This is a genomic window from Sphingomonas gilva, from assembly GCF_003515075.1.
Lineage (GTDB): Bacteria > Pseudomonadota > Alphaproteobacteria > Sphingomonadales > Sphingomonadaceae > Sphingomonas > Sphingomonas gilva.
This window is the reverse complement of the sequence record NZ_QWLV01000009.1, coordinates 52,509-75,248: the sequence shown is the minus strand read 5'-3', so window position 1 is coordinate 75,248 and position 22,740 is coordinate 52,509. Positions and strand designations below refer to the sequence as shown.

General features: G+C 66.7%; 20 protein-coding genes and 1 tRNA gene. 10 read left to right on the top strand and 11 right to left on the bottom strand.

Annotated features, from left to right (window positions below; translation table 11 throughout):
- Positions 1-15 precede the first annotated feature (15 nt).
- A complete protein-coding gene (gene mutL, locus D1610_RS15315) occupies positions 16-1,836 on the bottom strand; it encodes a DNA mismatch repair endonuclease MutL (protein WP_118865075.1) in 1,821 nt (606 codons plus the stop codon).
- A gap of 126 nt (positions 1,837-1,962) precedes the next feature.
- Here mutL and D1610_RS15310 point away from each other — a divergent pair, with 126 nt between their 5' ends.
- The 6 genes from D1610_RS15310 (at position 1,963) to D1610_RS15285 (ending at position 7,988) form a co-directional block, all read left to right on the top strand.
- Entirely contained in the window at positions 1,963-3,006 is a 1,044-nt protein-coding gene (locus tag D1610_RS15310; RefSeq protein ID WP_118865074.1) for a rod shape-determining protein, read from the top strand.
- Positions 3,007-3,019: 13 nt separating this feature from the next.
- Complete coding sequence (locus tag D1610_RS15305) at positions 3,020-3,895, top strand: rod shape-determining protein MreC (RefSeq protein WP_118865073.1); 876 nt, start codon at positions 3,020-3,022, stop codon at positions 3,893-3,895.
- Positions 3,892-4,404, top strand: coding sequence for a rod shape-determining protein MreD (gene mreD, locus D1610_RS15300; protein WP_118865072.1), 513 nt, complete (start codon positions 3,892-3,894; stop codon positions 4,402-4,404). The genes D1610_RS15305 and mreD overlap by 4 nt, the downstream gene beginning before the upstream one ends.
- Before the next feature lie 270 nt (positions 4,405-4,674).
- The gene (gene mrdA, locus D1610_RS15295) at positions 4,675-6,693 is read left to right on the top strand and encodes a penicillin-binding protein 2 (RefSeq protein WP_118865071.1); all 2,019 of its coding nucleotides are present in this window, start codon (positions 4,675-4,677) and stop codon (positions 6,691-6,693) included.
- The gene (gene rodA, locus D1610_RS15290; RefSeq protein ID WP_118865070.1) at positions 6,690-7,802 is read left to right on the top strand and encodes a rod shape-determining protein RodA; all 1,113 of its coding nucleotides are present in this window, start codon (positions 6,690-6,692) and stop codon (positions 7,800-7,802) included. Before mrdA ends, rodA begins: the two co-directional genes overlap by 4 nt.
- Positions 7,803-7,912: 110 nt before the next feature.
- Positions 7,913-7,988 (top strand) — tRNA-Lys (locus D1610_RS15285).
- A 105-nt stretch (positions 7,989-8,093) separates the two neighbouring features.
- Here the strand turns inward: D1610_RS15285 and D1610_RS15280 are convergent.
- From D1610_RS15280 to D1610_RS17550, 6 genes are all read right to left on the bottom strand, one after another.
- On the bottom strand, positions 8,094-8,738 hold the full coding sequence (locus D1610_RS15280; protein WP_118865069.1) for a hypothetical protein: 645 nt from the start codon (positions 8,736-8,738) through the stop codon (positions 8,094-8,096).
- 102 nt (positions 8,739-8,840) lie between these two features.
- Positions 8,841-9,179, bottom strand: coding sequence for a hypothetical protein (locus tag D1610_RS15275; RefSeq protein ID WP_222927033.1), 339 nt, complete (start codon positions 9,177-9,179; stop codon positions 8,841-8,843).
- 327 nt (positions 9,180-9,506) lie between these two features.
- Positions 9,507-9,662 (bottom strand): hypothetical protein, encoded by a 156-nt coding sequence (locus tag D1610_RS17180; RefSeq protein ID WP_182466864.1) that lies wholly within the window; start codon positions 9,660-9,662, stop codon positions 9,507-9,509.
- A 78-nt stretch (positions 9,663-9,740) separates the two neighbouring features.
- Positions 9,741-9,872: an Arm DNA-binding domain-containing protein gene (locus D1610_RS17295; RefSeq protein ID WP_222927032.1), complete on the bottom strand. Its 132-nt coding sequence runs from the start codon at positions 9,870-9,872 to the stop codon at positions 9,741-9,743.
- Positions 9,873-9,883: 11 nt separating this feature from the next.
- Positions 9,884-12,184, bottom strand: coding sequence for a putative bifunctional diguanylate cyclase/phosphodiesterase (locus D1610_RS15265; RefSeq protein WP_182466863.1), 2,301 nt, complete (start codon positions 12,182-12,184; stop codon positions 9,884-9,886).
- A gap of 79 nt (positions 12,185-12,263) precedes the next feature.
- Positions 12,264-14,189: a FecR domain-containing protein gene (locus tag D1610_RS17550; protein ID WP_182466862.1), complete on the bottom strand. Its 1,926-nt coding sequence runs from the start codon at positions 14,187-14,189 to the stop codon at positions 12,264-12,266.
- On the opposite strand from D1610_RS17550, the gene D1610_RS15250 reads away from it, so the two are divergent.
- Entirely contained in the window at positions 14,152-15,801 is a 1,650-nt protein-coding gene (locus D1610_RS15250) for a ShlB/FhaC/HecB family hemolysin secretion/activation protein (protein WP_118865065.1), read from the top strand. The genes D1610_RS17550 and D1610_RS15250 overlap by 38 nt on opposite strands.
- Before the next feature lie 294 nt (positions 15,802-16,095).
- On the opposite strand, the gene D1610_RS15245 is transcribed toward D1610_RS15250, so the two are convergent.
- From D1610_RS15245 to D1610_RS15235, 4 genes are read right to left on the bottom strand one after another with little or no spacing between them, the layout of a single operon-like run.
- A complete protein-coding gene (locus D1610_RS15245; protein WP_118865064.1) occupies positions 16,096-16,887 on the bottom strand; it encodes a cyanophycinase in 792 nt (263 codons plus the stop codon).
- Positions 16,884-18,311, bottom strand: coding sequence for a Mur ligase family protein (locus D1610_RS17460; protein ID WP_245942307.1), 1,428 nt, complete (start codon positions 18,309-18,311; stop codon positions 16,884-16,886). The genes D1610_RS15245 and D1610_RS17460 overlap by 4 nt, the downstream gene beginning before the upstream one ends.
- A 28-nt stretch (positions 18,312-18,339) precedes the next feature.
- Positions 18,340-19,605, bottom strand: coding sequence for a cyanophycin synthetase family protein (locus tag D1610_RS17455; RefSeq protein ID WP_245942306.1), 1,266 nt, complete (start codon positions 19,603-19,605; stop codon positions 18,340-18,342).
- A gap of 38 nt (positions 19,606-19,643) precedes the next feature.
- Positions 19,644-20,645, bottom strand: a complete 1,002-nt coding sequence (locus D1610_RS15235; protein ID WP_222927031.1) for a methyltransferase — start codon at positions 20,643-20,645, stop codon at positions 19,644-19,646.
- Between the two features lie 138 nt (positions 20,646-20,783).
- Between D1610_RS15235 and D1610_RS15230 the strand changes: the two genes are divergently transcribed.
- Genes D1610_RS15230 through D1610_RS15220 form a run of 3 tightly spaced genes read left to right on the top strand, consistent with a single transcriptional unit; the run spans position 20,784 to position 22,737 of the window.
- Positions 20,784-21,041 carry a hypothetical protein gene (locus D1610_RS15230; protein ID WP_118865062.1) on the top strand — a complete coding sequence of 86 codons (258 nt, stop codon included), beginning with the start codon at positions 20,784-20,786 and terminating at the stop codon, positions 21,039-21,041.
- A complete protein-coding gene (locus D1610_RS15225) occupies positions 21,041-21,805 on the top strand; it encodes a histidine phosphatase family protein (RefSeq protein ID WP_118865061.1) in 765 nt (254 codons plus the stop codon). Before D1610_RS15230 ends, D1610_RS15225 begins: the two co-directional genes overlap by 1 nt.
- Complete coding sequence (locus D1610_RS15220; RefSeq protein ID WP_118865060.1) at positions 21,802-22,737, top strand: NAD(P)H-hydrate dehydratase; 936 nt, start codon at positions 21,802-21,804, stop codon at positions 22,735-22,737. The genes D1610_RS15225 and D1610_RS15220 overlap by 4 nt, the downstream gene beginning before the upstream one ends.
- Positions 22,738-22,740: the final 3 nt, after the last annotated feature.

Here is a 22,740-nt window from a genome sequence, read left to right as displayed (position 1 = left end):
ATGGTCATCTGCCCCTCACTTCCGCCCGAACAGCTTCTCGATATCGCCGTGCGCCAGCTTCACCCAGGTGGGGCGGCCGTGGTTGCACTGGCCGGAATGCGGCGTGACCTCCATTTCGCGCAGGAGCGCGTTCATTTCGGTGACCGAAAGGATGCGGCCGGCGCGGACCGAGCCGTGGCAGGCCATGGTCGCGGCGACGTGATCGAGACGTTCCTTGAGGCTCAGCGCCTCGTCATAGGCGGCGATCTCGTCGGCGAGATCGGTCACGAGGCCCTGCACCTCGCCCTGCCCCAGCAAGGCGGGCACGGCGCGGACGAGCATCGCGCGGGCGCCGAAGCGTTCGAGCTCGAGCCCCAGCTCGGCGAGCTCGGCGGCGCGCGCCTCGAGCCGGTCGCAGGCGGTCTCTTCGAGCTCGACCACTTCGGGCAGGAGCAGTGCCTGGCTGCGCACGCCGCCGTCCGACAGCGCACGGCGCATCCGTTCGAGGACGAGGCGTTCGTGCGCGGCGTGCTGATCGACGATGACGAGGCCGTCCTCAGCCTCGGCGACGATGTAGGTCCTGGCGATCTGGCCCCGCGCCACGCCGAGCGGGTGGCTGGCGGTTTCGGGGACGGGCTGCGCGGCGGCTTCGGCGCGGCCGAGTGGGGGTTGCGTGAGGAAAGTCGGGTGACGGTCCTGAACAGCCGCAAGATATTCGCGCCCATCCCATTCATGGGAGGGGATGGAGGTGGAGGATGCCTCACCAGGCTGTGCGCCTGCGGACAGGCCCCTCTCCCAACCCTCTCCGCTGAAGGGAAGAGGGCTTGAGCGCCATGCCCCCAGCGCGGCTTCGCTCGGTCGCTGCACGCTGCGATGGCCGGCCTCGTCGAGCGCGCGGCGCAGGCCCGAGACGATCAGGCCGCGGACCAGACCGGGATCGCGGAAGCGCACCTCGGTCTTGGCGGGGTGGACGTTGACGTCGACCATGTCGGCCGGCACCTCCAGGAACAGCGCCACCACCGCGTGGCGATCGCGCGCGAGCATTTCGGCATAGGCGCCGCGGATCGCGCCCATCAGCAGCCGGTCCTTCACCGGCCGGCCGTTGACAAAGAGATATTGATGATCGGCGACGCCGCGGTTGAAGGTCGGCAGCCCGGCGACGCCGCCGAGCAATATCCCCTCGCGCGCGAAATCGATCGCGACGCTGTTCTCGATCAGCATCCGATCGGTGAGCGCGGCCACCCGCGCCGGGCGGCCTTCATCGCGCTGGACCGAGAGGCTGCGCCGGCCGTCATGCTCGAGCGTGAAGGCGATGTCGGGCCGCGCCATCGCCAGCCGGCGGACGACATCAACGCAGGCGGCGTATTCGCTGCGCGCCGAGCGGAGGAACTTGCGGCGCGCGGGCACCTTTTCGAACAAGCCTGCGACGCGCACGCGGGTGCCGGGCGGAATCGCCGCCGGCCCCTCCCCCGCCGTCGCGCCATTGTCGATCTCCAGCCGCCAGCCTTCCTCGCCGCGCACGCGGCTTTCGATCGTGACGCGCGCGACGCTGGCGATCGAGGGCAGCGCCTCGCCGCGAAAGCCAAGCGTCTGAACGGCTTCGATGGCGTCGTCGGGCAGCTTCGAGGTGGCGTGGCGCTCCACCGCCAGCGCGATTTCGCCACGGCTCATCCCGCAGCCATCGTCGATCACTTCGATGCCGTCGACGCCGCCGCCTGCGAGTCGCACCGAAATATCGCGTGCGCCCGCGTCGATCGCGTTCTCGACCAGCTCCTTCAGCGCGCTCGCCGGACGCTCGACGACCTCGCCCGCGGCGATGCGATTGACCAGATGTTCAGGCAGGCGGCGTATTGACATGGGTGAAGCTCTAGCCCAAGCGACGGGCTTCCGCGACCCGTGACGAGCCCGCTTGCCCAAGCGACCGTGAGGTCCGCTTTGGGGAGGAGCAAGTCGCATGTGCATGGCAGGACCCGACACCCCCCGATGATCTTTCAGCGCCTCTTCAAATTCATGTCGCACGACATGGCGATCGACCTCGGCACCGCCAACACGCTGGTCTATGTCCGCGGCCGCGGCGTGGTGCTCGACGAACCCTCGGTGGTGGCGATCGAGAACATCAACGGTGTCAAGCGGGTCAAGGCGGTCGGCAACGACGCCAAGCTGATGATGGGCAAGACCCCCGACACCATCACCGCCATCCGGCCGCTGCGCGACGGCGTGATCGCCGACATCGACGTCGCCGAGCAGATGATCAAGCACTTCATCCACAAGGTGCATGGCGGCAAGGCGAAGCCCTGGCGCTTCCCGGTGATCGTGATTTGCGTGCCTTCGGGCTCGACCTCGGTCGAGAAGCGCGCGATCCGCGATGCGGCCTCGAATGCCGGCGCGCGCGAGGTGTTCCTGATCGAGGAGCCGATGGCCGCGGCGATCGGCGCCAACATGCCGGTGACCGAGCCGATCGGATCGATGGTGGTCGATATCGGCGGCGGCACGACCGAGGTCGCGGTGCTCTCGCTGCGCGGGCTCGCCTACACCACCTCGGTCCGCGTCGGCGGGGACAAGATGGACGAGGCGATCGTCAGCTATGTCCGCCGCAACCACAATCTGCTGATCGGCGAAGCGACCGCCGAGCGGATCAAGAAGGATGTCGGCATCGCCAAGCCGCCATTGGACGGCGTCGGCCAGACGATCCACATCAAGGGCCGCGACCTGGTCAACGGCGTGCCCAAGGAGATCCAGATCAACCAGGGGCAGATCGCCGAGGCGCTTTCCGAGCCTGTCGGCACGATCGTCGAAGGCGTGCGCATCGCGCTGGAGAACACCGCGCCCGAGCTGGCGGCGGACATCGTCGACCAGGGGATCGTGCTGACCGGCGGCGGGGCCCTCCTGACCGGTCTCGACGAGGTGCTGCGCGACGAGACCGGCCTGCCCGTCACCGTCGCCGAGGACCCGCTGACCTGCGTCGCGCTGGGCACGGGCCGCGCGCTCGAAGACCCGGCGTTCCGCGGCGTGCTCCTCACCGTCTAGGAAGGACGCGCGCATGGCGCCGCCAGCGAAACGGCGCCCCGGCCATTCGCGGCGGGCGCAATATTCCCTGTTCCTCGCCTATGTGCTGGCGATCGGCGGCGCCACGCTGGGGCTGCTGCTGGTCGTGCTTTCGCAGTTCGACCCGCCCGCCTTCGCGGCATTGCGCAGCGCGGCGGCCGAGATCTTCATGCCGGTATCCTCGGGCGCCGACCGTACGCGGCGCGGGATCGGATCGATACCGCAGGCGATCGGCGACTATATCCGCGCCGGCAGCCAGAATGACGACCTCCGCCGCCGCCTGATCGCCGAGCAGCGGCTGGTCCGCCAGGCGCGCTCGCTCGCCTATGAGAATGCGCGGCTCAGGCGGCTGGTGCGGCTGCAGGAGGGCGCGACCGATGCGATCGTCACCGCGCGACTGGTGAGCTCCACCGGCAGCAGCACGCGCCGTTTCGGCACGCTCAACGCCGGCCGCCGCCACGGCGTGCTCCCCGGCCAGCCGGTGCGCGGCCCGGACGGCTTGGTCGGCCGCGTCGTCGAAACCGGGATCAACGTGTCGCGGGTGATGTTGGTGACCGATCCCGAAAGCGTCATTCCGGTGCGCCGCGCGCGCGACGGACTGCCCGCCTTCGCCTATGGCCATGGCGACGGGCTGGTCGAGATCCGCGGCGTCACCACCGGGGTCAACGCGTTCCGCGCAGGTGACCAGTTCGTCACATCGGGCGCGGGCGGCGTGTTCGCGCCGGGCACGCCGGTGGCGCAGGTAACGCGGCCACTGGGAGACAGCGCGCTGGCGCGGCCCTTTGCCCATCCGGATCGGCTCGATTTCGCCGTCGTCCAGCCGATCTTCCTCGCCGCACCACCTGCGCCGGCGGGCGCGGAGGAGCCATGAGGCGCCCCGTCGCGACCGCGATCGCCAGGAGCGCGACGCCCGGCAGATCGCTGTGGATTCCCGCGGTCTCGATCATGGCGGGATCGTGCATGACGATTTTTCCGCACATCTTCGTCATGCCGTTGCTGCCGCCCTTCGGTTTCCTCATGCTGCTCGGCTGGCGGCTGCTGCGCCCCGAGCTGTTCCGCATCTGGGCGCCGGTGCCGCTCGGCCTGTTCGACGATCTGTTGAGCGGGCAGCCGCTGGGCAGCGCCATGTTGCTGTGGACCCTGTGTTTCCTTGCGCTCGATATGGTAGACCGGCGCATGTTGTGGCGTGATTTCCGGCAGGACTGGATCATCGGGACCGCGATGATCGCCGGTGTGATCATGGGCGGCGCGGTGATCGCCTGGCCCGGCCCTTCGGCGGGGCTGCCCTTTATCGCGCTCGGCGCGCAGGTCGCGCTTTCCGCGGCGATGTTTCCGCTGGTGACACGCATCGTCGCGCGGCTCGACAGCTGGCGCGGCTAGGGTTCAAACTCAGCTAGAACAGGGATCGTGATCGCCCATGGAAGGCCGCCGACAAGAAGCGCAGCGCAGTCGCGTAGCATTCGCTACGCGCAAGCAAGCGACGCCGCTCGGCGGCCTTCCATGGGCGACCGCCTTCGGCGGCGGGCCGATTTTGGCGCACAGCGGCGTCGCGCGTCGGTTACGATGCAAAGGCATCGCTCCCTCCTTGCTCCTACCTGTGCGCCAAAATCGGCTACGTCACGACCCTGTTCTAGCTGAGTTTGAACCCTAATGTTCGGTCTGCAGTCCAAGCGGCTGACCGACGTCACCCAGGGCTTCACCTTCACCCGCCGGGCGATGGTGCTGGGCGGCGTCCAGGCCGGCATCGGCCTGCTGCTCGCCGGGCGGATGGGCTATATCGCCATCGCCGAGGGCGACCTTTATTCCACGCTCGCCGACAGCAACCGCATCAACCTGACGCTGATCCCGCCGCGGCGCGGCTGGATCGTCGACCGGCACGGCCAGCCGATCGCCAACAACCGCACCGATTTCCGCGTCGACATCATCCCCAGCCGGCTGACCGACAAGGAGGCGACGCTCGCCAGGCTGACCGAGCTGCTCGCGCTCGAGCCAGACGATCTCGCGCGGATCAACGAGGAACTGAAGGTCTCGCGCGGCTTCCAGCCGGTGCAGGTCGCCGCCGATCTCGACTGGCAGCGTTATGCCGCGGTGAGCGTGCGCCTGCCCGAGATGCCTGGTGTCGCGCCCGCGCGCGGCTTCACCCGCAATTATCCCGACGGCGCGGCGGTGGCGCATCTGATCGGCTATGTCGGCGCGGCCTCGGCCGAACAATATGAGAAGACGCGCAACCCGCTCTACCTGACCCCGGGCTTCAAGGTGGGGAAGGACAATCTCGAAAAGACGCTTGAGGCGCGGCTGGCGGGCAAGCCCGGCGCCAAGCGCGTCGAAGTGACCGCGCGGGGCAAGCTGGTGCGGGAGCTGACGACCCGGCCCGACACCCCCGGCGAGACGATCCGCCTGACCGTCGACGCCGGGCTGCAGCGCTTCGCCGCGCGGCGGCTGGGCGACAATTCGGGATCGGTCGTGGTGATCGACCTCCTGACCGGCGGCATCCTCACGATGGCGTCGATGCCCGCCTATGATCCCAACAGCTTTTCGGACGGCATCGGCCATGACGAATGGGACATGCTGTCGAACGACGACCATCTGCCGCTGCTCAACAAGGCGATGCAGGGGCTGTATCCGCCGGGATCGACGTTCAAGCCGGCCTCCGCGCTGGCGCTGCTCGGCGCAGGGGTCGACCCCGAGGAACGCGTCTATTGCAACGGCGGCTATCAGCTCGGCAATCGCCGCTTCGGCTGCCTCGGCCGCCACGGCCCGATGAACCTGCACACCGCCATCGCGCGGAGCTGCAACACCTATTTCTATCATATGGGCCGCCGCGTCGGGATCGACGCGATCGCCGATGCGGCGCGCAAGCTGGGGCTGGGCGCGGAATATCCCCTGCCCCTCCCCTCGCAGCGTTACGGCACGGTGCCCGATCCCGCATGGAAGCGGCGGCGTTACGACCAGGCCTGGGCGCAGTCGGACACGCTCAACACCTCGATCGGCCAGGGCTATCTGCTGGTCAATCCGGTGCAGCTGGCGGTGATGGCCTCGCGCGTCGCCTCGGGCCGTGCGCTGGTGCCGAACCTGCTGATGGGCCGGGAGAAGCCCGCGCCGCCGCTGCCCTTCCCGGCCGAGCATCTTGCCGCGGTGCGGGCCGGCATGGACGAGGTGGTCAACGGCCACGGCACCGCCGGGCGCAGCCGCCTGCCGCTCGAAGGGATCAGGCTGGGGGGCAAGACCGGCACCGCGCAGGTCCGCCGCATCTCGGGCGGGGCGCGCGGTGGGCTCGGCGTGCCGTGGAAATATCGCGATCACGGCCTGTTCGTGTGCTTCGCGCCCGTGGACAATCCGCGCTACGCCGCGAGCGTGGTGATCGAGCACGGCATGTCCGGCTCCGGCGCCGCCGCGCCGGTCGCGAGCGATACGTTGCTCTACCTGTTCGACCGCGAAAAGGCGCTCGCCAAGCTGGAGACGCTCGAGGCCGGATGGGGCGGCGGGATCGAGGAGCGGATGGCGCGCCAGGCGGCGGCGTTCAAGGCGATGAAGGCGGGCGCCGGCCTGCCCCCAGCCCCGCCCGCCGAGGCGGCGAGCACCGTCGCCAACGCGACCACGCCGACGCCGGCGCCGATCCTCGACCGCGCCAACAACACCGTCGCCCCCGTCGTGGTGCCCGGCGAATGAGCCGTCCGTCGATCGTCCCCCAGCCGTTCGCAGCATTGCCGTGGAAGTTGCTGCTGACCGTCATCGCGATCGGCGGATTCGGGCTCGTCGTGCTCTATTCCGCCGCCGGGGGCAGCGTGACGCCCTGGGCGGGGCTGCAGGGCGTGCGCTTCGTCGTGTTCCTCGTGATGGCCCTGGTGCTGTCACGCTTCCCCGAAGGTTTTTGGCGGCAGATGGCGCTGCCCGGCTATCTCGCCATTCTGGTGATGGTGATCCTGGTCGAACTGCTCGGCGCGGTGCGCGGCGGCAGCCAGCGCTGGCTCGATCTCGGCTTCATCCGCATCCAGCCATCGGAACTGATGAAGCCCGCAATCGTGCTCGCCTGCGCGTGGTTCTACGATCGCCTGCCCGCCGCGGCGATGCGGACATGGAGCGCATTGTGGCCGGCCGGCCTCCTCATCGGCGTGCCGGCCGCCTTCGTCATGCTCCAGCCCGATCTCGGCACCGCGCTGATGATCACCGCGGGCGGCCTGTCGGTGATGTTCCTCGCCGGCGTGCCGCTGCGCCTGTTCATCGGCGGCGCCGTCGTGCTCGCGGCGATGCTGCCGCTCGCCTATGCGATGATGCACGAATATCAGCAGAACCGCGTGCTGATCTTCCTGGACCCAGCGCGCGACCCGCTCGGCACCGGCTATCACATCACCCAGTCGAAGATCGCGATCGGATCGGGCGGGCTGACCGGCAAGGGCTTTCTCCGCGGCACCCAGAGCCATCTCGACTATCTGCCAGAGGGCCATACCGATTTCGTCTTCGCGACGATGGCGGAGGAATGGGGGCTGGTCGGCGGGCTGCTGCTGATCCTGGGCTTCGTGCTCGTCGTGCGATGGGGCGTACGCGTCGGCATGCGCGCGCAGACGCGCTTCGCCCGGCTGGTGGCGGCGGGATTGTCGATGACGGTGTTCTTCTATTTCGCGATCAACCTGATGATGGTGATGGGCCTGGCCCCCGTGGTCGGCATCCCCCTGCCGCTCGTCTCCTATGGCGGATCGGCGATGATGACGGTGATGATCTGCCTCGGCATCATGATGTCGATCGATCGCGCGAGCGGCGGCCGCCGGGGCTTTGCCTGACCGCCGGACACAAAATCGCGCAAAGGGGTTTGCATCGCGGGAAACCCCATGCTAGCGGGCACGCCCTGCCGACGGAACGACGGACACGCCGCCGATTTCCGCAGCCATGTGGACGCATAGCTCAGTTGGTAGAGCAGCTGACTCTTAATCAGCGGGTCCTAGGTTCGAGCCCTAGTGCGTCCACCATCTTCTCCAGAAAAAGCATTAATTTACGCCAGTGAGGGAACGTGCTCAGTGCGCCGCTGTTGGTCGTGCTAGCGTTATACTAGCCTCTGTCGGGCGCGCACTCGCTCAGAAGTGGAACTTTACCGTTACGGTGGGGACCGGCGGCAACTCGGCCACCATCGGGGCAACGAATGCGTGGACCTTGTGATCCTCCGGGCTGTCCATCTGTATCAGCCATAGGTCCTTCGTTCCGACGAAGTGAACTAGGTGGTGATCCAACAGCGCAGTGATGCGCGCCACCCACTCCGCAATTGAACGCTGGAAGTCGAGCACGCGCTCTGCGTCCTTGAACGGGCTCCAAGTGTGTATGCCATTGCTCACCGTGTCGTAGAGGAAGACAAACTCGTCCTTCGTGAGGAACCCGTCCTTCACCGGATCGAAGTGGTGGTGAACGCCCAGATGCTGACTGACCCCGCGCGTTACGGGCGAGGGATAGAACTCGGGGTGCAGTTTCTCCATTCGCTCAAGGAGGCGCTTCGCTCGCCAGATGGTGCCGAGGTCGTTATGCACTGCCTCGTAGGTCTCCCGATGAGCTACCAGCGAACTGAACGCGATCTGCTCTAGCACCTTTCGCAGGAGCAGACAGACGACCTCTCCGTCCAACCCCTCCGACCCGAGCGGTGAGCGCCCCTCGGTAATCTCCTTGATGAGCTTCAACCGCGCCTTCACGTCCTCCATGCAGTTGCAATAGGCGACGGCGGCTTCGGTCATCCGGCGATGGTAGGCGATGCCTCGCTAAGCCTCAATCTTGGTGGCGTCCGTACGATCCGCCCGATTCGCCCTGCGCGAACCGGTCCTAGTTCTCGCCGCCGGTTATGTCCCGTCCAAGGCTGACGAACCGATGCGATGCCAAGCATCCCGAAACTGGGCCTGTTCATAATCTCGCGGCTCAAGCCAATACTGCTGCTGACCACCCTTGTCGCGGCAAGCGATTTCTCGCACCTCATCGAGGGAGAGAACGTAGCAGACAGGCGCGTCGGCGTTCGCGCTAACTGTCACAATCCACCAATCAGATCGTAAGCTATTGAGCGACAGGCCAAGCCCAATCGCGCTTCGCTTGCTCAATGCCTTGGATTGGATACCGAGGAACATCGTCTCGTCCTCGTTAACAACGATCAAGTCTGAGCCGCGAGCGTTGCGAACGGTAGGCATCACATGCCATCCCCGCCGGGATAGCTGCCAAGCCGCATAGTAGAGGCCCGCATTGCCCGTAATTTGGCTTCGTGGTCTGCTTGGATTGGTTACCAACTGTCGCTCCGCCGAGAGTGGAGCGACCCGGCGAAAGCCAGGTGTTAGAATCCTCGTGCGTAGCCCGAGACACCGCCGCCTTTGGGCGCGAGCCTTGGACATACGCGACGGTCACCCGGCCGAAAATTCGACCGAGCTACGCATCAGAGGGGATTCTACGCCCCGCGGACGGAATTTGCCGTGCCGCAGGGTTTCTTTGCCATCACTAGGATGGACGCATCAAGTGATTGCTCACCGCGCCCACACGCCGTCGCGGTGCCAGCGTTCGACGCTGGCGATAACCACGGGCATATCGCGCGGGTCGTAAGTGCCAGCGTCTATCCCCGCCCACACCTCGTCGCAAAAGGCGTCGGCTGACCCGAACCAGCGCTGGAAGGGCGACGACACGGCCCTCGCCGCTTCGAGCCGCTTGTCTTGCAGGATGCTCCGCGCCTTCGAGCGCGCCTTGTCCTCGGTATAGAGGCCCTACCGGCCAATCGTGACGATGACCGCCTTTCCCATTACCCGGCCCTGCGCGACGAAGCTGCGCACCCCGCTGGATGTGACCCGCAGGCCGTAGCCGGGCACCTTGTCGTCCCAGTGGATCGCGTAGCCCAAGGGCCGCTGCGCTATGCAGCGAGCTTTGCATTGATCTCGAGCGCCATGGCTCGCGGCGACGGTTTGGCAATGAGGTAGCCTTGCGCCATATCGCAGCCGATCGTCCGGAGGAAATCGAGACATCCTTCGTCCTCGACCCCTTCGGCCACAACTTTCAGTCCGAGCTTATGGGCCAGGTCGACGGTCGAGCGGACGAGCACAGCGTCGTTCGGATTGATGTGCGCATGTTGCACGAAGCTGCGATCGATCTTCAATTCGGACAGCGGCAGATCGCGCAGATAGGTCAGCGTTGATTGGCCTGTCCCGTAATCGTCCATCGAAATGGCGATTCCCATGTCACGAAATTCGATGAGCGCCGCCACTGCCTCTTTCGGATTGGAGATGGTGGCGGATTCGGTAATTTCGAAGATCAGCTGACTGGTGGGCACCTGGCTATTGGCGAGCAAGGATTTGACTTCGTCCGCAAAGGCCCGTGACGCGACAAGTGTAGCCGAGATGTTGACGGCGGCTTTCACCACCCTGCCCTCCATCATCCACTGCCGCAGATCGCAGAGCACGCGCTCGAGGACGCAAAGTGTCAGACCTAGAATGCGGTCGTTCTCCTCCGCCATCGGAATGAAGACATCGGGCCGCAGATATCCACGAACCGGGTGGCGCCACCGCACCAGCGCCTCAAGGCTCGAGATGGTGCCAGCTGCAATATCGAGCTTAGGCTGATAAACGACCTCGATCTGGCGTTCGAGGATTGCGGCGCTGAGTTCGCCCATAAGGGACACTTGCCAGGCGAGTTCCTCCTTGTCGGCGCTCGCGATCCTCCATGGCACGTGCGCATCCGCGGCTTCGGAGGCGGCAAGCGAAGCACGGCTGAGCAGATCGGCTGCATTGTCGCCGACTGCGAGCCCGCAAGCCAATGCCACATCGACACTGCGGCCGCCGATCTCGACGGGGTTCAACATCATGGCCGCTACCGCATCAAGCCGCGCGGCCGCTTCCGCGCCGACCGCGCACATCGTCCAGGCGATAGTGCGGTCCTCGATCCTGTACATCGTGGCCCGGTCGCTGGCGAAGGTAATCCGCTCAGCGATCCGGGTTACCAGCGCCGTCGTACCCGTTGGCCCAAGCACCGTCGCCAGCCGATCAAATCCCTGGATCGTGGCGACCACGAGCGCCAGTTCCCGGGGGCTCACCTCATGGTCGATGAGGGCGATCCGATTGGGCATGCCGGTCGCCAGGTCGTGGGATTGGCGGTAAGCTCGTTGAGCACGGATCATCCGTATCGCCACGCCGAGCCCGACCGTCCCGATCGCGACCAGGCCCGGCAGGATATCCGCAACGGCGCCCCAGATGGCGTCCAGCACGACGGCCATCGCGAAGATGCCGAGCCCAGCGACAATCGATGCAGTCTGAATTTCCGCAAGCGTTCGACAGCGGGCCAACCCCATGCACATGATCAATGCCGTGATCGTACCGGGAAGCCATCCAAGTTGGAGCGGTATTCCGCGGATGAGGGTCTCGGCCGCCATGGCCTGGATGATAACGCCGGGCAGGACGCCGTAGCGCGGCACGGCATAGCGATCCCCCATCTCGATCGCCGTGGCGCCGATCAGGATATCGCGCCCGGCAACCTGCCGGGGGTCGATCCGTCCTTGAGCAACATCGATGAAGCTCAGACGCGGCACCGTCAGTGGCCGGACCGAAAAGTCGATAGAAAAATCGGCATCGGCCGCGCCGCTACGTCGACCGATGAAGGCTGACAGCGACGGGCGCGGCGTTCCGGCGGTCATTGTCCCAAGCGGCATCCTGCGGACCATGCCATCGCGATCCGGAGCGACGGCAACCGCTGCCAGCGTGGCGTTCTCACGCAGCTCCGCGAGGGGGAGCGAGTCTATCTGCCGGCCATCGGCGGATTTGGCGCGTTGGCGAAAGGTCGGAAGGACGACGGTACTGCGCGCGCGAAGGATCGATTCAGCCAGCAGTCGATCGTCCTCGCGGTTCGAAACGGCGGAGAAATCGACATCGAATGCGATTGTGCGGGCGCCCGCGCGATCAAGCGCGTCGACGATGTGCGCGTAGTTCCGTCTCGGCCACGGCCATCGCTTCAGCGCCGCAATGCTCGCAGCATCCATTTCGACGACCACAATCTGGCCGGTGGCGTCCCGGGTCGCGACCGCGTCGCGCTGTTCGCTCAGCCAGTTCTCCAGTGGGCGCCCAAGTCCCGCAATTCCAACAGCAATCGCAGCTAGCGCCGCAAGCATGAATATCAGGGCCGATGGATGCCGAGCGACACCGCGCATTTGATCGACCTTCCCCATCCCCACGCTTACGGTTCGTCGTCCTAACGCCGGCATCTCAACAGACTGTTACTCCAACTGCGTCAGCGGGAACCGCAGCTTAATCGTTGTCGCCGCCGCGGCCGTTACCGCCACCGTTTCCATTGCCGTTGCCACCGCCGTTGCCACCGTTGCCGGGGCCGCCATTAGCTGGGCCACCGTCCCCGGCGCCGCCCCCATTGCCATTGCCGCCACTGGGACCGCCATTCCCGGGTCCGCCGTTCCCGGGCCCGCCGCCATTGCCATTGCCGCCACCATTGCCCGGACCGCTGTTCCCGTTGCCGCCGCTCCCGTTGCCGGGTCCGCCACTGCCAGGGCCGCCGTTGCCGGGGCTGCCGTTGCCACCACCGTTTCCATTGCCGGGACCGCTGTTCCCGTCGCCAGGGCCGCCACCGCCGGAACCGTCATTGCCCGGGCCGCCGTTCCCGTTGCCGCCTCCGTTCCCGTTGCCGGGACCGCCGTTGCCGGAGCCACCGCCGGGACCGCCATTGTCAGGACCACCATTGCCAGGGCCGCCGTTCCCGTTGCCGGGACCGCCGTTACCGGGGCCACCGCCGGGTCCGCCATTGCCGGGACCACCATTGCCCGGGCCGCCGTTCCCGTTGCCGCCTCCGTTGCCAGGACCGCCGTTACCGGGGCCGCCGCCGGGACCGCCATTGTCAGGCCCGCCACTGCCGGGGCCACCGCCGGGTCCGCCATTGTCAGGCCCGCCATTACCTGGGCCGCCGCCGGGACCACCGCTGCCCGGGCCGCCGTTCCCGTTGCCGCCGCCATTCCCGTTGCCAGGGCCGCCGTCACCGGGCCCAGCACTACCGGGTCCGCCATTGCCGGGGCCGCCACCATCTGCGTTCCCAGGATTGTCGTTGCCATTGCCGCCATTGCCGGCGTCAGGATTATTGTTTCCGTGGCCGTCATCTTCCGCGCCGCCGGGATCACCGGCCGGACCACCATTGTCGTTGCCGCCCGGCTCTCCTGTTGCCGGCGGCGGTGCGGGAGGAGGTGCGGCCACGGGTGACGCGAGACTTGCAAGAGCCACGCTTGCTTCACCGCCAATCAAGCCATCGGTGACCACCGAGAGGTCGGCCGGCCGGCTAACAAATGCCGTATCGACGCTATCGGCCGGAACGGCTTCGCTGAGCAGCTCCGATTCCACCGGTGGTGCTTCGCTTTTCACCGCAGGTTCGGGTGCAGGCGGAGCGGTCGGAGGAGTTGTGGGTCGCTCGGGCGAGTCGATGACCCGTTGCTGGTCGCCGGATATCGACAGGCGGTAGCGATCGCTTGCGCCGATCATCGCTATCGCGCCCGGGCGGATGAGATCTCGGGCCCCGCCGTCCAACGTCGCAACCTCCACGACGCCCTCGGTCACCTGCAGCGAAGAGCCGTCCGGTGAGACGGTGATCGAAAAGGTCGTGCCTTTGACCACAGCCGCGAGATACGGGGTATCAACCGCGAAGTGCGGCTTTCCTTTTTTCTCGATCCGGAAAACCGCATTTCCCCACTCCTGGATCATGCGGATCAGTCCGCCGCGCTCCTCAGCCGGCACAGCCAGGCGGCTATTTGCAGCGACGGTAACGAAATCCTTGTCGCGGACGAGCACTGCGCTGGCGCCGCGACCGGTCAGGATCATCGATCCGGGTGCGACCGTCATCCCCCGGCGAGCGGCCTGCTTGGTCGTGCCCTGGCGGACCTGAACCGACCCGGATAGCTCGGAGATGCGCCATTCGGTGCTTTGAGCCAGAGCCACCGTGCTGGTGGCGGACAGTAGCGCGGCAAGCAACGCTCGGTTGATCAATCTGGTCACGGCTCGTCCTTTCCCCATGCCTGACAATAGCGCCGCCTGGTCATCGACAGGTTCACAGACTTGGTTACCGCCGCAGCAAGTTGACGGTTTCTCAACTGCTTGGAGGTAATCGGCCAGAAACGCCCGTGCACAAGGATCAACCTCGGCAATGCCCTTCAGCATGCGATCTGCAGCAATCGCGATCATCTTCCTGGCTGCCGGCGCGCCCGCGGTTGGACAATCCACGCTGGATCGCGTCGATCCGTCTAAAGTCGAACGGTACGAGGATCGCGAGCATACACCCGCCCCTGCGGATGGATTGATCGCTACGCCGGCGCCTGATCGGGCGCCCACGCCCGACACTGCGACGGTTCGTATCGGAGGTGTGCATGTCGCGGGGCTGGTTGCGCTGCGGCAAGCTGACTTCGCCGACATCGTCGACGGATATCTCGGCAAGACGGCCACGAACGAAGAATTGGCGGCCCTCGCAGACCAGATCGCCGATCGCGCGAGAGACAAGGGCTATGTGCTCGCATCAGCCCGCATCGACCCTCAACCGCTCAAGGCCGGCATCCTCGAGATCGTGCTCGATGAGGGCGTGGTTGATGAAGTCCGCGTCGAGGGCACGTCGAGTGCCGCGGTCCGGCGGGCACTCTCGCCTCTCGCGTCCGGTTCGCCCGTGAGGATGGCCGATCTTGAAAGGCGCCTGCTGCTCGCCGGCGACATCGCGGGCGTCCGCATGGGCAAGTCGCGCGTTATCCAGAGCAATGGAAGAAAGATCCTGGTCGTCGAAGCGAGCCACCATCCCATCACCGGCTGGGGCGGGGTGGATAATGACGGCACAAGCACACTGGGTCCCGTAGCGGTGAACCTGACCGTTGACGTCAACGGCGTCGCGACGGGCGCCGACTCCTTGCGCTTGACTGCCTATAATACGCTGTTCGAACCCCAGGAGCTTGGGTTTGTGCGCGCGCAGTACTCGTCCCGAATTCATTCGTCGGGCACGGAGGTGTCGCTCACCGGCTCCTGGTCGCGCAGTGAGCCCGGCGCCTATCTCTCGCCGGCTGAGATCGTAGGGAAGAGCTGGTTCGGCAGTATCGGCGCCGCCCAGCCCTTGCTTCGGCGCCGATCGGCCAGCCTATGGCTCAACGCCTCGCTCGATGTGCGGGATGTTCGGCAGCGCAAGGCCGACATCCCGGTGCGGCGTGACCGGCTGACTGTGCTGCGCGCGAGCGTCTATGCCAATATTGCCGTCTTTGGCGGTCGCCTTCGCTCAAATATCGCAGTGAGCCAGGGGATCGACGCGTTCGATGCGACGCGTCCGGGCGATCCTCTCGCCTCCCGCTTCGATGCCGGCGCGCGCTTCACCGCGGCGACGGTCTGGGCGGACTGGACGAGTCGCCGTTATGGCGATTTCAGCCTCAATGCGGCGGTGCTCGGACAGGTCGCCGACGGTCCACTTTTGCTGACAGAAGAACTGGGCCTGGGCGGCAGCCGCCTCCTGCGCGCTTATGATTATAGCGAGCGCTCCGGCGATCGCGGCGCGATCGGATCTGTGGAAGTGCGCTATGACATGGACGGCGTCATCGCGCGCAACCGCGGTGCGCAGGCTTATATCTTTGCCGACGGCGGGAGCGTTTCGAATTCGGGACATGGGTTCGGTGGCGGCTCGCTGGCCTCGGCGGGAGGCGGAATTCGCGCCGGTATCCTTCCCTTCACCGATGCTGGAGTCGAGATCGCGATACCCTTGTCGGGCAAACGGTATGACAGCGGCAACGAGCACCCTCGCTTCCGCTTCAGCATCACGCGCCGCTTCTGATCGGAAGCCGGCAGGGAAGCGGATGAGACGCCCAATTGAGCGGTCCATGTGACATTGTCTGACAAACCGTATCCGACCGGCGATGTGTGGTCGACCTGTTGGTCACAGGCTTCAGATGTGAGACGAGCCTCACGATCTAACTAGCTAATTTATTTTAATTTTTGTCTAGACTGGCCGGACCGGAATACCCCCTCTCTCCCCCTCACCCCTCAGGCGAGCGCCGGCACGCCTTTCGATCCTGCCGCGGGCGGTCGACGGGGGAAACCGGCGATGCGAGAGCACCACCAAACTATCCTAGAACGGGCGTCGCGAGGCCAATTCGAACCTATCGGTGCAGCATAGCACGTGCAGTTTCACGTCATGCATCGACAGCGGACGATCCGGCTCGGCCTCGGCGATGTTGGAATGCGTCATCCCGGCTCCGTCGATGACCGTGACCGCCCCTGATCCGATCACATGAAATTGCCCGTTTTCGACGACAATCGCGGTATTCTCGTCGATCCCGATCCCTAATACGCGCGGGTTTTGGGCCACCGCGCCCAGCAGCCGCCCGATCCTGCCGCGCTCCGCGAAATGCTGATCGATGATCGCGTCCGGCATCAGGCCGAGACCGGGAGCCATGTGGAGATCACCGATGCGGTGCGACTCCGCGCTCGATCCCTTCACCAGCATCGTTCCGCTCATCACCGAGGCTCCCGCCGACGTGCCCGCGATCACACCGCCACGCGCGTGGATGTCGCGCACCAGCCGCTCGATCGGCGTATCGCCGATCTGACTCGAGATGCGGAGCTGATCTCCGCCGGTGAAGAAGATGCCGGCCGCCCTCATCAGCTTGTCGTTCATGCTGCCGTCGAAGGTCTCGCTACGCTCATTGACGTACAGCTCGACGAGGTCGGTCACGCCGAGCGCACCGAAAGCCTCTTGATAGGTCTCGAAATAGCCTTCGGGCTGGTGGCTCGCGACCGTTGCGATGATCAGCCGCCCCTCGCCGAGCCGCCCGACGACCTCCTTGAGGATGGCGCGGTCGCCGTCCTTGTCCTCGTTGCCGCCAATGATGATCAGCGGCCCGGGCTTCTCCTCCGTCATGCGACCGGCAATTCAGCGGCGCGCATCGCGGCTGGCGGAGCGGGTTCGAACGCCAGCACCTGATTCCAGATCTGCTCAACTTCGGTGGGCATCAGCACGACGAGATCGCCCGGCCGGGCCGCCCCCAGGCATGCGTCGGCCGCGGCCTCCTCGTTGATCATCCGGTGGACGCGGCTGGCGGGCATCCCCGCGAGCAGCGCACCTTCGCTCATCAACGCGTTGATCGATCCGGCAGGGCGGCCTCGGCCATCGGGTGCTTCGCGAAACATGATCTCGTCGAAGATCGACGCGGCGAGCCGGCCCATCTCGATCAGGTCTTCGTCGCGCCTGTCGCCCGGGATGCTCACCATGCCGAAAACACGGCCATGATCGGCGCGCATCGCCTGGATCAGGTCGCCGAGCTGGACGAGCGCGGCCGGATTGTGCGCATAATCCACGATCACCCGGAAACCGTGTTCGTCGTGAACGTTGAGCCGGCCCGGCGACTCCTCGAAAGAAGTGGTGAAGCGCGAGAGACCCGTGCGGATCGCGTCAAGCGCCACGCCTTGCGCGGCGCACATCGCCGCCGCGGCGGCGGCGTTGAGGATGTTGAATTCCGCCATGCCGTCCATTGTCGCTGGGATATCCGCGGCGCGGATCAAGTCGACAGCCTCGCCGTCGCGGTGAAGCACCAACGTGCCGCCGGACGGGCCCGGCTCCCGAACCACCGCCATGCCGCCGCCTTCGACATGCGCCCGCAATGCAGGGGACATCGCGCTGCCGCCTTCTGCGGAAAACCACGCGATGCGCCCGCGCGCGTGCCGCGCCATGCGCACCGTCATCGGATCGTCCGCGTTGAGAATGCTGTGCCCGCGCCGGGCGACGCTTTCGACGACGACCGACTTCACCTGCGCCAGGTCCTCGATCGAATGGATGCCCTTCAGTCCGAGGTGATCGGCCGTGACGTTGAGCACGGCGCCGACATCGCATGTGTCGAAACCCAGCCCTTCGCGCAGGATGCCGCCGCGCGCGGTTTCCAGCACGGCGACATCCACCTTGGGATTGCGCAGCACCATGCGCGCGCTCTTGGGGCCGCTCGCGTCGGCTTCGATCATCAGGCAATCGTTGAAATAGATGCCCGACGTCGTCGTCATGCCGACGTTCAGGCCGGCCTCGCGCAGGATTCGTGCGACCATCCGCGCAGTCGTCGTCTTGCCGTTCGTGCCCGTGAGGGCGAAGATCGGGATGCGGCTCCGCGTCCCGCGCGGAAAGAGCATCTCTAGGATGGGCTTCGCGACGTCGCGCGCTTCGCCCTCCGAGGGTTCGAGGTGCATGCGCAATCCCGGCGCCGCATTCACCTCGACGATCCCGCCACCGGTTTCGCGGACCGGCAGCGATATGTCGGGCGACAGGAAGTCGATCCCCGCGATGTCGAGGCCGACCACCGCCGCCGCCTGTTCCGCGACCGCGACATTATACGGATGGATCTTGTCGGTGCGATCTATCGCAGTGCCGCCGGCGGAAAGATTTGGCGGTATCGCGGAGCCGCACCTCTTCGCCCGGCAAGGGCACGCTTCCGAGCGTCCTGCCCCGCCGTGCGAGCGTGGCGAGCAGTGCGGCATCGGGAACGATCCGCGTGAGCGCGTTCTCGTGCCCGACGCCGCGGCGCGGATCTTCGTTGACGAACTCGATCAGCTGCTCGATGCGGTGCAGGCCGTCGCCGAACACGCGCGCGGGCATACGTTCGGCGACCGCCACGACCTTGCCGTCCACCACCAGGATTCGGTGGTCGGCACCGGGGAGCTGCCGCTCTACGACGACGCTGCGGCCATGCCTGGCCGCGCGGGCGAAGGCCAGCATCACCGCCTCCTCATCCCTCACGTCAGTCGTGACGCCACGTCCGTGATTCCCGGCGAGCGGCTTCACCACCACCGGAAAGCCCAACCGCCGTGCGCTCAGCACGGCTTCCTCGGCTTCGCGCACCACCGTGCCGCGCGGCACGGGCAGCCCGGCCTCGGCCAGCAGCCGCTTGGCCTCATGCTTGTTGCCGGCGAGTTCCGCTCCGATCAGCGAGGTCCGGCCGGTCATGCTCGCGCGGATGCGCCGCTGGCGGCTGCCCAGGCCGAACTGCACCAGGCTGCGGTCGTCGAGACGAACGGCCGGAATGCCGCGGCGTCGCGCCTCTTCGACCAGCGCGCGCGTCGTCGGACCGAGCGCCGCTGATCGCAGCATGGCGCGCAGCTCATCGGCGATCGCGCCTATGTCGAGCGGATCGTCGGCCGCGGGCACGCCCAGCAAATCGATGCCGTCTACCCGCGCAAGATCGGCGGGAAGCAGAGCGGCGGCCATCCGCAGCGCGTGGGCGCCGGCGGCCACGCCTACCGCCTCGTCGCGATAATGATAGAGGATGTTGTAACAGCCGGGCCTGCCCTTCACCGATCGCGTCTTCCCCCGCGTTACGTCGCCGCCCGACAAGCGCTGCATCTCGATCGCGACATGTTCGACGACATGGCCGAGCCAGGTGCCGTCATGCAGCCGCCGGACAAAACCGCCGGGCGCGCGATAGCTGCAACCATGATCGGCCAGCCCCGGCAGTAATGCGATCAGCCCGCCCGAAAAGCCCGGAAGCCGGTCGGTCGGCCAATGCTCCAGCGTGCCCAGATCGATCTGGATGCGGATCATCGGCAGCGCGCTGAAAAGATTGGGGCCGCGATATATGCTGCGTTCGAGCACCCGCATCGGCGCGGCCCCGCCCGCGGCTGACATCGCCGTGGCGCTTAGGCGCGCCATACGCCCCCGATCTGAGCGTCGCCTCCGATGCGCGTCACGCATAGTCCGACGGCGGCGATGCGATCGACATCGGCATAGGCCGGCTTGTCGAGCTCGTCGCCGAAAATGTCGGGATCGAGCTCCCGATACTCCATGGTCAGGCCCACCCCAGGCAGCGCATCGCGCAGCCGGTCGCGCAGCATATCCTCCCCATCGACGATCGAGACGCCGGTATGAAGGATCAGCCTGCCGCCGGGAGCCAGCTTTCCGGCGGCGGCCACCGCCCAATCAAGCGAGAGCCGAGCGCCATGCAGATCGCCTCCGTCGCGATAGGCGCGCTTTTCGGCGTCGATCATGAACGGCGGATGGGTGACGACCAGATCGTAGGGACCTTCGACCTCGGTTGGTTCTGTCACCTCCACGCCGTGCGCGGTGACATCGGCATGCTCAGCGTTGATGCCGGCCAGGAACAGCGCGTCGGGATTGATGTCGGCGATCGTCAGCGTCGAACCCGGCTGGGTGCGCGCCGCCACGATGCCGCCGACCCCCGCGCCGGCGCCATAATCGAGAATGCGCGCGCCGTCCGGCAGCGATCCCATGCGGGCCAGGATCAATTCGGCGAAGCGATAGCTGTCCGGACCGAGAAAGACCGAGTTCCATGCCGTGGTGGGATAGGCCGAATGGAGAAACAGGGTGTCACGCACCCTCGACACCCGTATCCTGGACGCGAACAAACCATCGTCGCCCTCGACTATTACGCCGCCCGCCTGCAGCCGCCCGAACATGCCGGCCGGCAGGAGCGCGGCGTCGAACGGCAGGCTCCAGCCGAAGATGTCCCGCATATCTCGCGCCTGTCGGCGATGCGTCCGCGCCACCACCCGGGCGTGGCTGACAGGTGTGACGGTGACGAAGTCGTACCCATCCTGTTCTAAAATATTAAGAAGTTCGCGCAGGCATGGACGCGCGTCGGGTGTCGTCGCGGCGGCGTCTGGAGAAGCGCGTCCAAGCAATACTAACCTTTGTTAAGTCACTGTTTTATTTGAGTCCTGGCGCTCAACCAGTCGAGAGCGCGTTGGTTCCATGCCGAAGAGGAATGCCATTGCCGCTCTTCGATCATCGGCGTCGATCACGAAGAAGCGAGCAGTCGATTGCGAACGGCGGCAAGCCAGGACGAGGATGAGATCAGCCCTCCGCTCGCGCCGCCGACGAAGACGGCGCTCGACACAAAAATGGAACGTCGGTTCTCCGACTTGGTTGGAGCGAGGTGCGGGAAAGAAGCGGCCGATCGGCTGTCCTCACCGACGAAGAAGGATGACACCATGGTCGACAGCGCCCGGAAGCTCGATCACACGCAGCGTGCCGACGCGAATGCCCGCCGCGCTGATCGCATTCCGGCGATAGGCTGATGGCGCAACGCTGGCCTGCGACATTGTGGATCGTTCGCCATGGCCAAAGCGCCGGCAATGTCGCGCGCGACGCGGCGCATGCCCAGCGGCTGGAGCGCATTGCGCTCAGCGGGCGCGATGTGGACGTTCCGCTCTCCCCGCTTGGCGAGACGCAGTCTCGCGCGTTGGGCCGCTGGTTCGCCGACATGTCGCCCGATCAGCGACCGGACGCGGTGCTCGTGTCGCCCTATGCCCGCGCGGTGCGGACCGCGCAGTTGATTCGCGATTCCGGCGGTGTCGACGCCGACGAGCCGTTGTGCGTCGACGAACGCTTGCGTGAAAAGGAATTCGGCATTCTCGATGGGCTGACCACGATGGGTGTAGCGAGCGCGTTTCCCGACCAGGCGGATTTTCGCCGTATCCTCGGAAAATTCTACCATCGACCGCCCGGCGGCGAGAGCTGGTGCGACGTGATCCTGCGGCTGCGATCCCTGCTCGATACGGTCAGCCTGCATTATGCCGGACGACGGGTGCTCATCGTCGCCCACCAGGTCGTGGTCCTGTGCCTGCGCTACATCGTGGAGAATCTGGACGAGAGTAAGATCCTGGCGATCGATGGCGCTGGCGACGTCGCCAACTGCTCGGTTACGGAATATGTCTTCGATGAACGCGCCGGGCGTTCCGGCTGTCTCAAGCTGGTGCGCTACAATTACACCCTTCCCGTCGAGGAGGAGGCAGTGCCTGTGACCGACGCCGCCGACTCGCCTGTCGCTGCGCGCGGATGAGCCGGGCGTTTCCGCTGGATGCGGCGTGGCGCGCGGCCAACCCGCTTCCGCCGATCGGCGAGGGACAGGACAAGCACGAACGTGGCCGCGTGCTCGCGGTGGGAGGATCACGCCTCGTTCCGGGCGCGTTGCTGCTGACGGGCACCGCGGCGCTGCGTGCGGGTGCGGGCAAGGCGCAGCTGGCGACGGTCGGCGAAGCGGCGACCATGCTCGGCGTCAACTTCCCCGAAGCGGCGGTGATCGGCCTAACCGTCGACGATACGGGTGAGATCGCAGCCGACGCCGCGGGCCCGCTCGCGGAGAGGGCGGCGGCGTGCGACGCCCTGGTCATCGGGCCCGGCATGGCGGAGCGCGACCAGACCGCCGGTCTGGTCGGTGCGGCATGCCGGGCGCTTGGAGACGAAGCGGCGGTGCTGCTCGATGCGGGCGCGCTCACCTCCTGCCGTTCGCAGCCCGGCCTGCTTCATTGTCTTGGCGGGCGCGCGGTGATGACCCCGCACCACGGCGAGCTCGCCAGACTGCTCGGGATAGAGCGCGATCGGATCGCATCCGATGCAGAGCGCGTCGCGCGGGAGGCGGCGGATCGTTTTGGCGCGGTGGTGATGCTCAAGGACAGCCGAACGCTGATCGCGGAGCCCGGCGGAGGCTTGATCGCCTATGAAGGCGGCGTCGCGGGCCTGGGCACCGCAGGATCCGGCGACGTCCTGGCTGGGATCGCCGCCGGGCTGCTCGCACGCGGCATGACGGCCGCGGCCGCCGCTGGCTGGGCGGTGTGGCTGCACGCCCAGGCTGGGCGAGTCGCGGCGGAGCGCATCGGCGCGCTCGGTTTCCTCGCCCGAGAGCTGTTGCCGCCGCTCCCCCGGCTGATCGAGGCGGCCTCCCCTCGTCACGCTCCCGGCACGGGCGACACCGAACCGGCCGGGCGGGGTTGAAGT

Excerpts from the sequence above, each read along its gene's own strand:
- mutL (WP_118865075.1), bottom strand. The coding sequence starts at position 1,836 with ATGTCAATACGCCGCCTGCCTGAACATCTGGTCAATCGCATCGCCGCG.
- D1610_RS15310 (WP_118865074.1), top strand. The coding sequence starts at position 1,963 with ATGATCTTTCAGCGCCTCTTCAAATTCATGTCGCACGACATGGCGATC.
- D1610_RS15305 (WP_118865073.1), top strand. The coding sequence starts at position 3,020 with ATGGCGCCGCCAGCGAAACGGCGCCCCGGCCATTCGCGGCGGGCGCAA.
- mreD (WP_118865072.1), top strand. The coding sequence starts at position 3,892 with ATGAGGCGCCCCGTCGCGACCGCGATCGCCAGGAGCGCGACGCCCGGC.
- mrdA (WP_118865071.1), top strand. The coding sequence starts at position 4,675 with ATGTTCGGTCTGCAGTCCAAGCGGCTGACCGACGTCACCCAGGGCTTC.
- rodA (WP_118865070.1), top strand. The coding sequence starts at position 6,690 with ATGAGCCGTCCGTCGATCGTCCCCCAGCCGTTCGCAGCATTGCCGTGG.
- D1610_RS15280 (WP_118865069.1), bottom strand. The coding sequence starts at position 8,738 with ATGACCGAAGCCGCCGTCGCCTATTGCAACTGCATGGAGGACGTGAAG.
- D1610_RS15275 (WP_222927033.1), bottom strand. The coding sequence starts at position 9,179 with ATGCCTACCGTTCGCAACGCTCGCGGCTCAGACTTGATCGTTGTTAAC.
- D1610_RS15265 (WP_182466863.1), bottom strand. The coding sequence starts at position 12,184 with ATGGGGAAGGTCGATCAAATGCGCGGTGTCGCTCGGCATCCATCGGCC.
- D1610_RS15250 (WP_118865065.1), top strand. The coding sequence starts at position 14,152 with ATGCCCTTCAGCATGCGATCTGCAGCAATCGCGATCATCTTCCTGGCT.
- D1610_RS17550 (WP_182466862.1), bottom strand. The coding sequence starts at position 14,189 with ATGATCGCGATTGCTGCAGATCGCATGCTGAAGGGCATTGCCGAGGTT.
- D1610_RS15245 (WP_118865064.1), bottom strand. The coding sequence starts at position 16,887 with ATGACGGAGGAGAAGCCCGGGCCGCTGATCATCATTGGCGGCAACGAG.
- D1610_RS17455 (WP_245942306.1), bottom strand. The coding sequence starts at position 19,605 with ATGCGGGTGCTCGAACGCAGCATATATCGCGGCCCCAATCTTTTCAGC.
- D1610_RS15225 (WP_118865061.1), top strand. The coding sequence starts at position 21,041 with ATGGCGCAACGCTGGCCTGCGACATTGTGGATCGTTCGCCATGGCCAA.
- D1610_RS15220 (WP_118865060.1), top strand. The coding sequence starts at position 21,802 with ATGAGCCGGGCGTTTCCGCTGGATGCGGCGTGGCGCGCGGCCAACCCG.